A 13,457-nucleotide genomic window follows, 5' to 3' on the forward strand; every position below is an offset into this window, starting at 1 on the left:
CGCAAGGCTCCTGCCGCTGTAAGGCAGGCGTTCGTCATTGAATGGCCTGGATCGGATCTTGTACTGGCTCATCCCAACCCACGTGACCTTTGGTAGGGGTCACCACTAGGAGAGGAGGCGCCATGCCAACTATTACTCTTCCCGACGGCAGTCAACGTTCATTCGATCACCCGGTTTCCGTAGCCGAGGTCGCCGCATCCATTGGTGCAGGCCTGGCCAAGGCCACGCTCGCGGGCAAGGTCAATGGCCAACTGGTCGACGCCAGCGACATCATCAGCAGCGACGCGACCCTGCAAATCATTACGCCAAAGGATGAAGAGGGGCTGGAGATCATTCGCCACTCTTGCGCGCACCTGGTTGGCCACGCGGTCAAGCAGCTGTACCCGACCGCGAAGATGGTCATCGGCCCGGTCATCGACGAAGGCTTTTATTACGACATTGCCTACGAGCGTCCTTTCACGCCGGAAGACATGGCGGCTATCGAACAGCGCATGCAGCAACTGATCGAGAAAGATTACGACGTCATCAAGAAAGTCACTCCGCGCGCTGAAGTGATCGAAGTGTTCAAGGCTCGTGGCGAAGACTACAAGCTGCGTTTGGTTGAAGACATGCCGAACGAGCAGGCCATGGGTCTGTACTATCACGAAGAATACGTCGACATGTGCCGTGGTCCGCACGTGCCGAACACGCGTTTCCTGAAATCCTTCAAGCTGACCAAGCTGTCGGGCGCTTACTGGCGTGGCGACGCCAAGAACGAGCAATTGCAGCGCGTCTACGGCACAGCCTGGGCTGACAAGAAACAGCTGGCGGCGTACATCCAGCGCATCGAAGAAGCCGAGAAGCGCGATCACCGCAAGATCGGCAAGCGTCTGGGCCTGTTCCACACCCAGGAAGAATCCCCGGGCATGGTGTTCTGGCACCCGAATGGCTGGACTCTGTACCAGGTGCTCGAGCAGTACATGCGCAAGATCCAGCGCGACAACGGCTACCTTGAGATCAAGACTCCTCAAGTCGTCGACCGCAGCCTGTGGGAAAAATCCGGGCACTGGGCCAACTACGCCGACAACATGTTCACCACCCAGTCGGAAAATCGCGACTACGCCATCAAGCCGATGAACTGCCCATGCCACGTGCAGGTGTTCAATCAGGGCCTGAAAAGCTACCGTGAGTTGCCGATGCGTCTGGCCGAGTTCGGTGCTTGCCACCGTAACGAGCCGTCGGGTGCGTTGCACGGCATCATGCGCGTGCGAGCGTTCACTCAGGACGACGCGCACATCTTCTGCACCGAAGAGCAGATGCAGGCCGAGTCCGCTGCGTTCATCAAGCTGACCATGGACGTCTATCGCGATTTCGGCTTTACCGAAGTCGAGATGAAACTGTCCACTCGTCCGGAAAAACGCGTCGGCTCCGATGAGCTGTGGGATCGCGCTGAAGCAGCATTGGCTGCAGCCCTTGATTCTGCTGGCCTGCCGTACGATCTGCAGCCGGGCGAGGGTGCTTTCTACGGGCCGAAGATCGAGTTCTCGCTGAAAGATTGTCTCGGTCGAGTCTGGCAGTGTGGTACCTTGCAGCTCGATTTTAACCTGCCTGTCCGTTTGGGCGCTGAATACGTCTCCGAAGACAACAGCCGCAAACACCCAGTGATGTTGCACCGCGCGATCCTCGGTTCGTTCGAGCGTTTCGTCGGGATTCTGATCGAGCACTACGAAGGTGCTTTCCCTGCGTGGCTCGCGCCGACCCAGGCGGTGATCATGAATATCACTGATAAACAGGCAGATTTTGTTGCAGAGGTTGAAAAAACTCTCAACGAAAGCGGATTTCGTGCCAAGTCCGACTTGAGAAATGAAAAGATCGGCTTTAAAATCCGCGAGCATACTTTGCTCAAGGTTCCCTATCTTTTGGTTATCGGAGATAAGGAAGTCGAGATGCAGACTGTCGCTGTGCGTACTCGTGAAGGTGCTGACCTGGGCTCGATGCCCGTCGCCCAGTTCGCTGAGTTTCTCGCGCAAGCGGTTTCCCGGCGTGGTCGCCCAGATTCGGAGTAATTATTATTAAGCGTGAAATGAGACAAGATAAACGAGCTGCACCGAAAGCCCCGATCAACGAGAATATCTCGGCACGCGAGGTTCGGTTAATTGGCGCTGATGGCGAGCAGATTGGCATCGTCTCGATTGATGAAGCGCTTCGTATCGCTGAAGAAGCAAAGCTTGATCTGGTGGAAATTTCCGCAGATGCAGTCCCGCCTGTTTGCCGGGTGATGGACTACGGCAAATCGATCTTCGAGAAGAAGAAGCAGATTGCCGCGGCGAAGAAAAACCAGAAGCAGATTCAGGTTAAAGAAATCAAGTTTCGTCCAGGGACGGAGGAAGGGGATTACCAGGTAAAACTGCGCAACCTGGTACGTTTCCTGAGTGACGGGGACAGGGCCAAGGTATCCTTGCGATTCCGCGGCCGTGAGATGGCCCACCAGGAGCTGGGGATGGAACTCCTCAAGCGGGTTGAACAAGACCTGCTCGAGTACGGTTCGGTCGAACAGCATCCTAAGATGGAAGGACGCCAGCTGATCATGGTCATCGCCCCGAAAAAGAAGAAGTAATCAACAGGGCACGGCAGGCCTTCTGATTATGTTTATCAACTGAATGCGGAGTATCCGAACATGCCAAAAATGAAAACCAAAAGTGGTGCTGCCAAGCGGTTTCTGAAAACTGCTAACGGCATCAAGCACAAGCACGCTTTCAAGAGCCACATCCTGACTAAAATGTCGACCAAGCGTAAGCGTCAACTGCGCGGTAGCAGCTTGCTGCATCCGTCTGACGTGGCAAAAGTCGAGCGCATGCTGCGCCTTCGTTAATTTAGTCAAGAATAGAGGAAGTAACTCATGGCTCGTGTAAAGCGTGGCGTCATTGCCCGTAAGCGTCACAAAAAAATTCTGAAACTTGCTAAAGGCTACTACGGCGCACGCTCCCGCGTATTCCGTGTTGCCAAGCAAGCGGTAATCAAGGCAGGCCAATACGCCTACCGTGACCGTCGTCAGAAAAAACGTCAGTTCCGCGCTCTGTGGATCGCTCGTATCAACGCTGGTGCTCGTGTTAACGGTCTGTCCTACAGCCGTTTCATCGCTGGCCTGAAAAAAGCGTCCATTGAGATCGACCGTAAGGTTCTGGCTGATCTGGCAGTGAACGAAAAAGCGGCGTTTGCTGCGATTGTCGAGAAAGCTAAAGCCACCTTGGCTTAAGTACCCCCGACAGTCACCCGGCCTCACCTCTGTGGGGCCAGGTGTTAAACGTCATAAATAGGGGAAGAGCCTTCAAGCTCTTCCCCTATTTTGTATCTGGAGTCTGTACATGGAAAACCTGGATGCGCTGGTCTCTCAAGCACTAGAGGCTGTGCAAAGCGCTGAAGATATCAATGCCCTGGAGCAAATCCGGGTTCAATACCTTGGCAAGAAGGGCGAATTGACTCAGGTGATGAAGACCCTGGGGAATCTGCCGGCCGAAGAGCGTCCGCAAGTCGGTGCGCTGATCAACGTTGCCAAGGAACGTGTTACAGGCGTTCTCAATGCGCGCATGGCATTGTTTGAAGAAGCCGAGCTGGCTGCCAAACTGTCTGCCGAATCCATCGACGTGACATTGCCGGGCCGTGGCCAGACCTCTGGCGGTCTGCATCCGGTCACCCGGACTCTGGAGCGCGTCGAGCAGTTCTTCACCCGCATTGGCTACGGCATCGCCGAAGGCCCTGAGGTCGAAGACGACTACCACAACTTTGAAGCGCTCAACATCCCAGGCCATCACCCGGCCCGGTCGATGCATGACACCTTCTATTTCAATGCCAACATGTTGCTGCGCACCCATACCTCGCCGGTACAGGTCCGCACCATGGAATCGAAGCAGCCGCCGATCCGCATCGTCTGCCCGGGCCGCGTCTATCGCAGCGACTCCGATATCACCCATTCGCCGATGTTCCACCAGGTCGAAGGCCTGCTGGTCGATCGCGATATCAATTTTGCCGATCTCAAAGGCACGATCGAAGAATTCCTGCGGGTGTTCTTCGAGAAAGAACTGGCCGTGCGTTTCCGTCCTTCGTATTTCCCCTTCACCGAGCCATCCGCTGAAGTCGATATGGAATGCGTGATGTGCAGCGGCAAAGGCTGCCGCGTCTGCAAGCAGACCGGCTGGCTGGAAGTGATGGGCTGCGGCATGGTTCACCCGAACGTGCTGCGCATGTCCGGCATCGATCCGGAAGAGTTCTCCGGATTTGCCTTCGGCATGGGTGTCGAGCGTCTGGCCATGCTCCGTTACGGCGTGAACGACTTGCGTCTGTTCTTCGACAACGACTTGCGGTTCCTCGCGCAATTTCGCTAGTCGTAACGAATTCTTAGGAGAGCAGGATGAAATTCAGTGAACAATGGCTGCGTGGCTGGGTCAGCCCGCAGGTAGATCGCGACGAGCTGGTTGCCCGTCTGTCGATGGCCGGTCTTGAGGTCGATAGCGTTACTCCGGCCGCCGGCGTATTCAGTGGTGTGGTGGTGGGTGAGGTGCTGAGCACCGAGCAGCATCCGGACGCCGACAAGTTGCGCGTATGCCAGGTCAGCAATGGCGCGGAAACCTTCCAGGTCGTGTGCGGAGCGCCAAACGTGCGCCCGGGCCTGAAGATTCCGTTCGCCATGATTGGCGCAGAGCTGCCGGGCGACTTCAAGATCAAGAAGGCCAAGCTGCGTGGCGTCGAGTCCAACGGCATGCTGTGCTCGCAGGCAGAGCTGCAGGTCGGTGAGGGCAACGACGGTCTGATGGAGCTGCCGGCCGATGCGCCGGTGGGCGAAGATTTCCGTGTGTATCTGGATCTGGAAGACGCCAGCATCGAGGTCGACCTGACCCCGAACCGTGGCGACTGCCTGTCCTTGGCCGGTCTGGCCCGTGAAGTCGGCGCGCTGTACGCCGTGCCGGTAACCCGTCCTGTGGTGGCTGCGATTGCAGCGGTACACGACGAAGTCCGCTCGGTCGAGGTGCTGGCCCCAGCTGCCTGCCCACGTTACCTGGGTCGGGTCATCCGTAACGTCGACCTGTCCAAGCCAACCCCGCTGTGGATGGTTGAGCGTCTGCGTCGCGCTGACGTGCGCAGCATCGACGCTGCCGTCGACATCACCAACTACGTCATGCTCGAGCTCGGCCAACCGCTGCACGCTTTCGATCTCGCCGAAATCAATGGCGGCATTCGTGTGCGCATGGCTGAAGAGGGCGAAAAGCTGGTTCTGCTTGATGGTCAGGAAGTCAGCCTGCGTAGCGATACGCTGGTCATCGCTGACCACACTCGTGCACTGGCGATCGCCGGCGTCATGGGTGGCGAGCACAGCGGTGTTTCCGCGACCACCCGTGATGTGTTCCTCGAATCTGCGTTCTTTGATCAGATTGCGGTTGCCGGCAAGGCACGTTCTTACGGCTTGCATACCGACGCTTCGCATCGCTACGAGCGTGGCGTTGACTGGCAACTCGCTCGTGAAGCCATGGAGCGCGCCACTGGCCTGCTGCTGGAAATCACTGGCGGCGAAGCTGGTCCGATCATCGAGACCGTCAGCGAACAACATCTGCCATCGATTGCACCGATTACTCTGCGCGCTCAGCGCATCACTCAGATGCTCGGCATGGAGATGGATTCGGCACAGGTCGAGCGCCTGCTCAGTGCCTTGGGCCTGAGCATTGCCGCTGACGGCGAAGGTCAATGGCGAGTTGAAGTGCCAAGCCACCGCTTCGATATCAGCCTGGAAGTCGACCTGATCGAAGAGCTGGCGCGTCTTTACGGTTACAACCGTTTGCCGGTTCGCTACCCGCAAGCGCGTCTGGCGCCGCAAGCCAAGGCCGAAGCGCGTAGTGATCTGCCTGAGCTGCGTCGTCTGCTGGTTGCTCGTGGTTATCAGGAAGCGATCACTTACAGCTTCATCGATCCGCGTCAGTTCGAACTGTTCAGTCCTGGCGTCGAGCCGCTGTTGCTGGCCAATCCGATCTCCAACGATATGGCCGCCATGCGCTCGTCGTTGTGGCCAGGTCTGGTCAAGGCATTGCAGCACAACCTCAACCGTCAGCAGGATCGCGTGCGTCTGTTCGAGAGCGGCCTGCGCTTCGTTGGTCAGCTTGAAGGCTTGAAGCAAGAGCCGATGCTGTCCGGGGTTGTGTGCGGGAGTCGCTTGCCGGAAGGCTGGGCGCAGGGTCGGGATACCGTCGACTTCTTCGACGTAAAGGCTGACGTGGAGGCTGTACTGGGTTTTGCCGGTGCCCTGGATTCGTTCACCTTTGCTCCGGGCAAACACCCAGCGCTGCATCCGGGTCAAACCGCGCGCATCGAGCGTGAAGGTCGCGAGGTAGGCTATATCGGTGCAATTCACCCTGAGCTGTCGAAGGCGCTGGGGCTGGATCGTCCGGTGTTCGTCTTTGAGCTGGTTCTGGCGGAAGTGGCGCTCGGTAAAATGCCGAAATTCCACGAGTTGTCGCGCTTTCCTGAAGTGCGTCGTGACCTTGCACTGATCGCGCACAAAGACGTCGCGGCCTCGGCTGTGCTGGACGTAATCCGTGAAAATGCAGGCGAATGGCTCACAGAGCTCAGGCTGTTTGACGTGTATCAGGGTAAAGGTATTGATCCTGATAGAAAAAGCCTTGCAGTCGGCTTGACCTGGCAGCATCCATCGCGCACTCTTAATGACGATGAGGTGAATTCGACGACGCAAAATATCCTCACCTCGCTCGAACAAAGGTTGAACGCCACGTTAAGGAAGTGACGTATGGGGGCTTTGACGAAAGCTGAGATGGCGGAACGTCTGTATGAAGAGCTGGGCCTGAACAAGCGGGAAGCCAAGGAATTGGTCGAACTGTTTTTCGAGGAAATCAGGCACGCTCTTGAAGACAACGAGCAGGTCAAATTGTCCGGTTTCGGCAATTTCGACCTTCGGGACAAACGCCAGCGGCCTGGCCGCAACCCGAAAACGGGGGAAGAAATCCCGATCACGGCTCGCCGTGTGGTCACCTTTCGTCCAGGGCAGAAGTTGAAGGCCCGAGTTGAGGCTTATGCTGGAACCAAGTCATAACGACGAACTACCCGTCATCCCGGGCAAACGCTACTTCACCATTGGTGAAGTCAGCGAGCTGTGTGCCGTAAAGCCACACGTGCTGCGCTACTGGGAGCAGGAGTTTCCGCAGCTCAACCCCGTCAAACGCCGCGGGAACCGCCGGTATTATCAGCGCCAGGACGTGCTGATGATCCGGCAGATCCGCGCGCTCCTTTACGATCAGGGTTTCACCATCGGCGGCGCACGTCTGCGTCTGTCCGGCGACGAAGCCAAAGATGACACCACACAGTACAAACAGATGATTCGGCAGATGATTGCCGAATTGGAAGATGTCCTGGTGGTACTCAAGAAATAAAAAGCTGCGTTTGAATACTTCCAGTTTTCAAAAGCTTGCGATATATTCTTGAGCGTTCTTCGAGGTGAAGAACGGGATGCAACATCAGTCGGGGCGTAGCGCAGTCCGGTAGCGCACTAGCATGGGGTGCTAGGGGTCGAGTGTTCGAATCACTCCGTCCCGACCATATTTTTCAATGATCTAGGCCAATGTTCACAGCATTGGCCTTTTTCATGTGTGTGAGATTTGCGGGGCTACTCGATCACGCCTGCGACTCGCATCACCAAGTGTTTGGATTAGTAAGAAAGTCCGCTCGTCGAGCAAATAGCACTCTCTGTGCGCCGATCTTCTCTTACTTATTAAGCGCAGCCCCTGCGCCACTGACGGGAGAGAATGATGATCGACGACAACAATGGCCCTGAAGCGCCATATCCGGGACCAGACGAACAAACACCTGATTCTGGCGCGGGTCATGATTCCGGCCTGGAGCAGGCTGATTCTGAGCCGAAGCAGGGCACCGACGAACGACCAGAGGACTGGAATCCGCCACCCGGCAATCCTGGCTCTGATCAGGACGCCCAGACGGGCCGAGATAATGGCGGCGCTAAGTAAGCCCGATCAATTGTAATAGTTCACGAGACCCGGCCATCGCGCCGGGTTTTTATTGCCGCCCAACCCTCTATCGACATCCTTGGGCGCAGACGGTTATTTGGGCTTGGGTGGGCGAAGCCGAGCGGCGCCGGCGGCTGGAAGCTTCGATCCAGGCGCCGGCAACAAGCATGTTCACTCTACGATGCAGATCCAGCGATGGTTGTATCGATAGGGTGCGCGGGTGAAATGGACGTCTGAGACCATTTTCATGCCTCGCTCTTGGAGCGCTTCGGTCAGTTGTACGAGTGTCTCTGCCTGGATAGTCATTGCTGTCACCTCGTCAGATTTACTGCGTTCATAATTCTTGACCGAGAGATCAGGCGGCTAATTCATTTTTTCTACAGTAATCATTGAAGCAGTGTGATCAAGAGCGCTGTGCTTCACTTCGTGTCCACTAACTTGCCCCATTCAAGTCCGAACCGCGCCAGGTACTTCCTCAAGCGATCGGCATCATTGGGTTGCGCCTTGGCCTGCCGGGAAACACCGAACAGCTGTCGGCCGGCATCGGACAGGCTGTCCGCCTGCCGGCATACCTCTATAACCGCCTTCAGCTGTAAGCGATCGAACAGGTCCATGCTATCGCTATCTCCCGGCAACTCAGTTGATACAGCAGTGGGTTGCGCCAACCCCCACGCATATCGCAATCGATCGATCTCATCATCTACCTGCGCTTCATCGATGCGTCCGCTGTCGGCCAAAGTCGCCATCCGTGTAATCGACGCAGACAGTTCGCGAAAGTTGCCCAGCCACGCTGCTTCACGTGAACTGGCGAAGGCCAGGTAGCGTCGGCGTGCTTCGAGATTGAAGCGCGCGCGTTGCCCATGTTCGCGCGCGTGGCGTTCCAGTTCGAAATCGATGTTTGGCTCGATGTCCTCGCGGCGGCCGGCGAGGCCGGGCAGGTCGAATGTCCAGAGGTTGATCCTTGCGTACAGGTCCTCGCGAAAAAGGCCTTCGGCGACGCGGCTGCGCAGGTCGCGGTGGGTGCCGGCGATTATCAGAAAATCACTCTCGACTTCCTTGTCCGAGCCCAGCGGGAAGAAGCGTTTCTCTTCGATTGCCTTTAACAGCATCGCTTGTTCGTCCGCGCCGAGCTCACCGATTTCATCGAGAAACAGCATGCCGCCGTTTGCGGCGCGTAGCAGGCCATCGCGAGCGTTTTGCGCGCCGGTGAAGGCGCCTTTGACGTGGCCGAACAAGGCCGACATCGCGCCGTCGCCACGCAAGGTTGCACAGTTGACTTCGACAAAGCGTCCCTGCATTTGATGACGGTTACGTTTGAGTTCGTAGATGCGTCGCGCCAGGAAGGATTTGCCGGCGCCGGTCGGGCCGATCAGCAGCATGGAGGCTTTTGAGCGCAGGGCTACGCGCTCTATCTGTTCAATGGAGCGGTTGAAGGCCGGGTTGCGCGTGGCGATGCCGGACTTGAGAAATTCCAGGCCTTCAAGACGTTTGCTGGCGAAGCGTGAGGCAATCCGATCATAGCGCGACAGATCGAGATCGATCAGCGCATGAGTGCCGCAGGCGGGCTCGTTCTCGTTCTTGCGCTTGGCGGGGGAGGTTTGGATCAATCGGGCCGGCAGATAGCGCGCCTCGGTGAGCAGAAACCAGCAGATCTGTGCGACGTGGGTGCCGGTGGTGATGTGGACGAGGTAATCCTCGTGCTCGGTGTCAAAATTGTACGCAGTGGTGAAGTCGTGCAGGGCGCCGTACACCTCCTCGAAATCCCAAGGGTTGCGCAGCGACATTGGATGCAGGCGCACTTCGGTGCTCGGAGAAATCTGCTGGATGTCCGCTCGGACACGCTCGGCGAGGCTGACGTCGCGCGCGTCGAGGCCATGAATCAATTCAAGTCGGTGGATAGGGAGGTCTGTTTGTTGGCACAGGCCTACGCTTGGTCGCCAATAATTCCATCGGCTGGCACCTTTGCCGACACGATCCAGGGTGGCTCCGATAAATCCGATGGCGACCGTGCGTTTGTTGGGCATGCTTATCTCATAAGATAAATGACGATATGCAATGATAATTTTGCTGGTCGGATTTGTCTTCCATAGATTATCGAGCCTCGTCCAATCAGAGATAAAAGTTATTAAAATCAAAAACATAGCAGAAACAACCATGGCCGCATCCAAAGCTGGCACAGCGGCTGCAATGCTGATGGAAACGAACATGGACACCAAGATATGAAAGACCAAACCTACCAGCTTCTCGAAGTCGCCAACGGCAAGCCCATCAAACTCTGGACCGAAGGCGTCCCGGTTGAAAACGAAGCCCGCGCACAGTTGATGAACACTGCGAAAATGCCCTTCATCTTCAAGCATCTGGCGGTGATGCCGGATGTGCACCTGGGCAAGGGGTCAACCATCGGCAGCGTTATTCCAACGGTCGGCGCGATCATTCCGGCGGCGGTGGGCGTCGACATCGGTTGTGGAATGATCGCTGCGCGTACATCGCTGATGGCTTCGGATCTGCCGGACAACCTCCAGGGACTGCGTAGCGCCATCGAGCAAGCGGTGCCACATGGCCGCAGTTCGAATCGTTTGCGGCGAGACAAAGGCGCCTGGGACGAGATTCCTCAGCAAGCCGATCAGGCCTGGGCGGGGTTGCAGCCGCGCTTCAAACTGATCACCGACAAGTATCCGAAACTGGCCAACACCAACAACCGTGGGCACTTGGGGACGCTCGGCAGTGGCAACCATTTCATCGAAGTGTGCCTGGACGAGGCCAATCGGGTGTGGTTCATGCTGCACAGCGGTTCGCGTGGCGTCGGCAACGCTATCGGCAACCTGTTCATCCAGATGGCCCAAGCCGATATGCGTCAGCACATTGCCAACCTGCCGGACCGTGACCTGGCCTATTTCGAAGAGGGCAGCCAGCATTTTGATGATTACGTGGAGGCGGTTGGCTGGGCGCAGGACTTCGCCAGACAGAACCGTGAACTGATGATGCGTGCGGTGGTTCAGGCCACGCGGCAGATCATCCGCAAGCCGTTCGAAGTGGCGCTGGAGGCGGTCAACTGCCACCACAATTACGTGCAGAAGGAACGGCATTTCGGTGAAGACGTGCTGATTACCCGCAAAGGCGCGGTGTCAGCGAAGAAGGGCGAGCTGGGGATTATTCCGGGCTCGATGGGCGCCAAGAGTTTCATTGTGCGCGGTCTGGGCAATGAAGAGTCATTCAGTTCCTGCAGTCATGGCGCCGGGCGCACCATGAGCCGCACGAAGGCGAAGAATACCTTCACCGTCGCCGATCAGATCCGCGCCACTGCCCATGTGGAGTGCCGCAAGGACGAAGCGGTGATTGACGAAATTCCGATGGCCTACAAGGACATCGACAAAGTCATGCACGCCCAGCGTGAGCTGGTGGAAGTGCTGCACACCCTGCGTCAGGTGGTGTGCGTCAAAGGCTAAGGAACTACCGCGCTGGCGAGAATTCTGCGTCGGCAGTGCGCTGGTTCATCGCGGCTGAGCTGAAGCGCGAATTATCAATATTGATCGTAACTCAGGAAGACCCACGACGGTTTAACGGTACCTCAGAGACACCGTCGGGCTATACGCGTAAGGATTTGCAATGAAAGAGATAATCGAACTGGACGGCGCCATCGGTGGCGGCCAGGTGTTGCGCAGTGCGCTGAGCCTGTCGATGGTGACAGGCCGGGCGTTTCGCATTAAACAGATTCGCGCCAGACGCAGTCGTCCGGGATTGCTGCGTCAGCACCTGACAGCCGTGATGGCGGCGGGCGAGATTTGTGGTGCACAGATATCTGGTGCGCATCTGGGGTCGCAAGGCCTGAGCTTCGAACCGGGCGAAATTCGCGGCGGCGACTTTCAGTTCGCTATCGGCACGGCGGGCAGTTGCACGCTGGTGCTACAGACGCTGTTGCCAGCCTTGTTGCGGGCATCGAAGGCCAGTCGGGTGACGATCTCCGGTGGCACGCATAATCCGCTGGCGCCGCCGACGGATTTCCTGTCGCGCAGTTGGTTGCCGCTGCTGCGGCGCATGGGCGGCGATGTCGAGTTGGAGTTGCTGCGTCATGGTTTCGTACCGGCTGGCGGTGGCGAAATTGCGGTGAAGGTGCAGCCCTCGCGCCTCACGCGCCTGGACCTGTGTGAGCGCGGCGAGGCAGTCTCACGACGCGCATTGGCGCTGACCGCAGGTCTCGCACCCACTGTCGCTCAGCGAGAGCTGAGTCAGGTGGCCAAGCGTTTGAACTGGCCAGTGGAGGCGCTGCAACCTATGGCGCTTGACCCGGCACGCGGTCCGGGCAATGTGTTATTGCTGGAGTATGTTTTCGAGCATGTCACTGAGGTGTTCAGCGCATTTGGCCAAGTGTCGTTACGCGCCGAGAAGGTGGCCGATGCCGCAATCAATCAGGCCGTCGACTGGTTGTGCAGTAATGCTGCTGTCGCTGAGCATCTGGCCGATCAGTTGCTGTTGCCGATGGCGCTGGCCGGTGGCGGATCGTTCACCACGCCGCGCATGACTGATCATCTGCGCAGCAACATCGAAGTCATTCACCTGTTTTTGCCGGTCCGTATCGATTGCCGAGAGGAGGGCGGCGATCGCTTGCGGGTAGACGTTTTCCAAACCGATTAACAGCGGCCGGCAACCGGAAAGCAGTTGCACAACCTCATCGCAGGTGAGGCTAGCCTTCAGCCATTAGCACATCCGACCTAATTGCCCCCGGTCTGGCTCGACCTTAAAGTCCTTTCGCTTGGCAGGTTATTGCCAGTATTTCTCCGGTATGAAAATCAAAAAGGTCGATCTGCAATGAACTCATCAAGGACTATCCCGGTTCTCGCTTTATTCGCAACAATGGCGCTCGCAGTTACTGGATGCCAGACCGTCAAACCGGGAGAGAGTGATCTCAAGAATCGCGCACAGACCACCATCGGCAAACCCGTAATCAAGGTTTCAAATATCCGCAGCGACTTCAATACAACCTTCTACACCGCTCAAACCGAAAGTGGCGAATATACGTGCGAACTGCCGAGCGGCCCGATGGTTGCTCTGGGTTCCATGGGCATGGGACTGGGCGCTCAGTGCACCAAGCAATGACTAATCAATCTTTTCGAAGCTGAAATAAAAAGGCCAATGTCGATGACATTGGCCTTTTTCTTTAACCAATACTCGGCGCAGATCAGTTGGTTTTCGAGTTCAGCTTGCGCAGTTCTTCGTAGGTCGCCGATTGCACGAACCAGAAGCCGGAGACGATGCACCAGCCCAGGGTGCCGCCTACGAACATGCCGAGACCTGAAAGAAAGCTCTGGCTCATCATGAAGAGGGAAACGATCAGGATGACCGCCAGTGCGATGTAGAGAACGATGTTGTTGACGCCGATGACGAAATCTTTCATTTGCATTCCTTGGATGTATTTTCCTCTGGCCACCTTCTATGGTGGCCAGTGCGCGCATCATATTG

14 protein-coding genes and 1 tRNA gene are annotated in these 13,457 nt (G+C 57.1%); 13 read left to right on the plus strand and 2 right to left on the minus strand.

The annotated features are described in order from the left end of the window. Positions 1-122: 122 nt before the first annotated feature. The 10 genes from thrS to CKW30_RS00670 all read left to right on the plus strand — a co-directional run bounded on the left by thrS (position 123) and on the right by CKW30_RS00670 (position 8,000). Positions 123-2,045, plus strand: coding sequence for a threonine--tRNA ligase (gene thrS, locus CKW30_RS00625; RefSeq protein WP_024012407.1), 1,923 nt, complete (start codon positions 123-125; stop codon positions 2,043-2,045). After that, positions 2,045-2,596, plus strand: a complete 552-nt coding sequence (gene infC, locus CKW30_RS00630; RefSeq protein WP_169432615.1) for a translation initiation factor IF-3 — start codon at positions 2,045-2,047, stop codon at positions 2,594-2,596. Before thrS ends, infC begins: the two co-directional genes overlap by 1 nt. Positions 2,597-2,656: 60 nt before the next feature. Then, positions 2,657-2,851 carry a 50S ribosomal protein L35 gene (rpmI, locus tag CKW30_RS00635; RefSeq protein WP_002553160.1) on the plus strand — a complete coding sequence of 65 codons (195 nt, stop codon included), beginning with the start codon at positions 2,657-2,659 and terminating at the stop codon, positions 2,849-2,851. 27 nt (positions 2,852-2,878) lie between these two features. Beyond that, positions 2,879-3,235, plus strand: a complete 357-nt coding sequence (gene rplT / locus CKW30_RS00640) for a 50S ribosomal protein L20 (protein WP_002553161.1) — start codon at positions 2,879-2,881, stop codon at positions 3,233-3,235. Between the two features lie 109 nt (positions 3,236-3,344). Continuing rightward, the gene (gene pheS, locus CKW30_RS00645; RefSeq protein ID WP_003226365.1) at positions 3,345-4,361 is read left to right on the plus strand and encodes a phenylalanine--tRNA ligase subunit alpha; all 1,017 of its coding nucleotides are present in this window, start codon (positions 3,345-3,347) and stop codon (positions 4,359-4,361) included. 26 nt (positions 4,362-4,387) lie between these two features. Next, positions 4,388-6,766 carry a phenylalanine--tRNA ligase subunit beta gene (gene pheT, locus CKW30_RS00650; RefSeq protein WP_095179509.1) on the plus strand — a complete coding sequence of 793 codons (2,379 nt, stop codon included), beginning with the start codon at positions 4,388-4,390 and terminating at the stop codon, positions 6,764-6,766. Positions 6,767-6,769: 3 nt separating this feature from the next. Beyond that, positions 6,770-7,072: an integration host factor subunit alpha gene (gene ihfA / locus CKW30_RS00655; protein ID WP_002553164.1), complete on the plus strand. Its 303-nt coding sequence runs from the start codon at positions 6,770-6,772 to the stop codon at positions 7,070-7,072. Continuing rightward, a complete protein-coding gene (locus CKW30_RS00660; RefSeq protein ID WP_003179985.1) occupies positions 7,053-7,409 on the plus strand; it encodes a MerR family transcriptional regulator in 357 nt (118 codons plus the stop codon). The genes ihfA and CKW30_RS00660 overlap by 20 nt, the downstream gene beginning before the upstream one ends. An 89-nt stretch (positions 7,410-7,498) precedes the next feature. Beyond that, positions 7,499-7,575: transfer RNA gene (locus CKW30_RS00665), tRNA-Pro, on the plus strand. 209 nt (positions 7,576-7,784) lie between these two features. Beyond that, positions 7,785-8,000: a hypothetical protein gene (locus CKW30_RS00670; protein WP_082530259.1), complete on the plus strand. Its 216-nt coding sequence runs from the start codon at positions 7,785-7,787 to the stop codon at positions 7,998-8,000. A 419-nt stretch (positions 8,001-8,419) separates the two neighbouring features. On the opposite strand, the gene rtcR is transcribed toward CKW30_RS00670, so the two are convergent. Continuing rightward, positions 8,420-10,024 (minus strand): RNA repair transcriptional activator RtcR, encoded by a 1,605-nt coding sequence (gene rtcR / locus CKW30_RS00675; RefSeq protein ID WP_095179510.1) that lies wholly within the window; start codon positions 10,022-10,024, stop codon positions 8,420-8,422. Positions 10,025-10,219: 195 nt separating this feature from the next. Here rtcR and CKW30_RS00680 point away from each other — a divergent pair, with 195 nt between their 5' ends. From CKW30_RS00680 to CKW30_RS00690, 3 genes are all read left to right on the plus strand, one after another. Next, positions 10,220-11,446 (plus strand): RtcB family protein, encoded by a 1,227-nt coding sequence (locus CKW30_RS00680; protein WP_095179511.1) that lies wholly within the window; start codon positions 10,220-10,222, stop codon positions 11,444-11,446. A 160-nt stretch (positions 11,447-11,606) separates the two neighbouring features. After that, positions 11,607-12,632: an RNA 3'-terminal phosphate cyclase gene (gene rtcA / locus CKW30_RS00685; RefSeq protein WP_095179512.1), complete on the plus strand. Its 1,026-nt coding sequence runs from the start codon at positions 11,607-11,609 to the stop codon at positions 12,630-12,632. 174 nt (positions 12,633-12,806) lie between these two features. After that, complete coding sequence (locus CKW30_RS00690) at positions 12,807-13,094, plus strand: hypothetical protein (protein WP_041478565.1); 288 nt, start codon at positions 12,807-12,809, stop codon at positions 13,092-13,094. Positions 13,095-13,176: 82 nt separating this feature from the next. Here CKW30_RS00690 and CKW30_RS00695 read toward each other — a convergent pair whose 3' ends face one another. Continuing rightward, complete coding sequence (locus CKW30_RS00695; RefSeq protein WP_016774063.1) at positions 13,177-13,392, minus strand: hypothetical protein; 216 nt, start codon at positions 13,390-13,392, stop codon at positions 13,177-13,179. Positions 13,393-13,457 lie beyond the last annotated feature (65 nt).

Origin of the sequence: Pseudomonas sp. Irchel 3F6 (assembly GCF_900187595.1) — a bacterium.
GTDB lineage: Bacteria > Pseudomonadota > Gammaproteobacteria > Pseudomonadales > Pseudomonadaceae > Aquipseudomonas > Aquipseudomonas siliginis.

Bases quoted from the DNA above. Each gene is read 5' to 3' on its own strand.
- thrS (WP_024012407.1), top strand. From the start codon at position 123: ATGCCAACTATTACTCTTCCCGACGGCAGTCAACGTTCATTCGATCAC.
- rpmI (WP_002553160.1), top strand. From the start codon at position 2,657: ATGCCAAAAATGAAAACCAAAAGTGGTGCTGCCAAGCGGTTTCTGAAA.
- rplT (WP_002553161.1), top strand. From the start codon at position 2,879: ATGGCTCGTGTAAAGCGTGGCGTCATTGCCCGTAAGCGTCACAAAAAA.
- pheS (WP_003226365.1), top strand. From the start codon at position 3,345: ATGGAAAACCTGGATGCGCTGGTCTCTCAAGCACTAGAGGCTGTGCAA.
- pheT (WP_095179509.1), top strand. From the start codon at position 4,388: ATGAAATTCAGTGAACAATGGCTGCGTGGCTGGGTCAGCCCGCAGGTA.
- ihfA (WP_002553164.1), top strand. From the start codon at position 6,770: ATGGGGGCTTTGACGAAAGCTGAGATGGCGGAACGTCTGTATGAAGAG.
- CKW30_RS00660 (WP_003179985.1), top strand. From the start codon at position 7,053: ATGCTGGAACCAAGTCATAACGACGAACTACCCGTCATCCCGGGCAAA.
- CKW30_RS00670 (WP_082530259.1), top strand. From the start codon at position 7,785: ATGATCGACGACAACAATGGCCCTGAAGCGCCATATCCGGGACCAGAC.
- rtcR (WP_095179510.1), bottom strand. From the start codon at position 10,024: ATGCCCAACAAACGCACGGTCGCCATCGGATTTATCGGAGCCACCCTG.
- CKW30_RS00680 (WP_095179511.1), top strand. From the start codon at position 10,220: ATGAAAGACCAAACCTACCAGCTTCTCGAAGTCGCCAACGGCAAGCCC.
- rtcA (WP_095179512.1), top strand. From the start codon at position 11,607: ATGAAAGAGATAATCGAACTGGACGGCGCCATCGGTGGCGGCCAGGTG.
- CKW30_RS00690 (WP_041478565.1), top strand. From the start codon at position 12,807: ATGAACTCATCAAGGACTATCCCGGTTCTCGCTTTATTCGCAACAATG.
- CKW30_RS00695 (WP_016774063.1), bottom strand. From the start codon at position 13,392: ATGAAAGATTTCGTCATCGGCGTCAACAACATCGTTCTCTACATCGCA.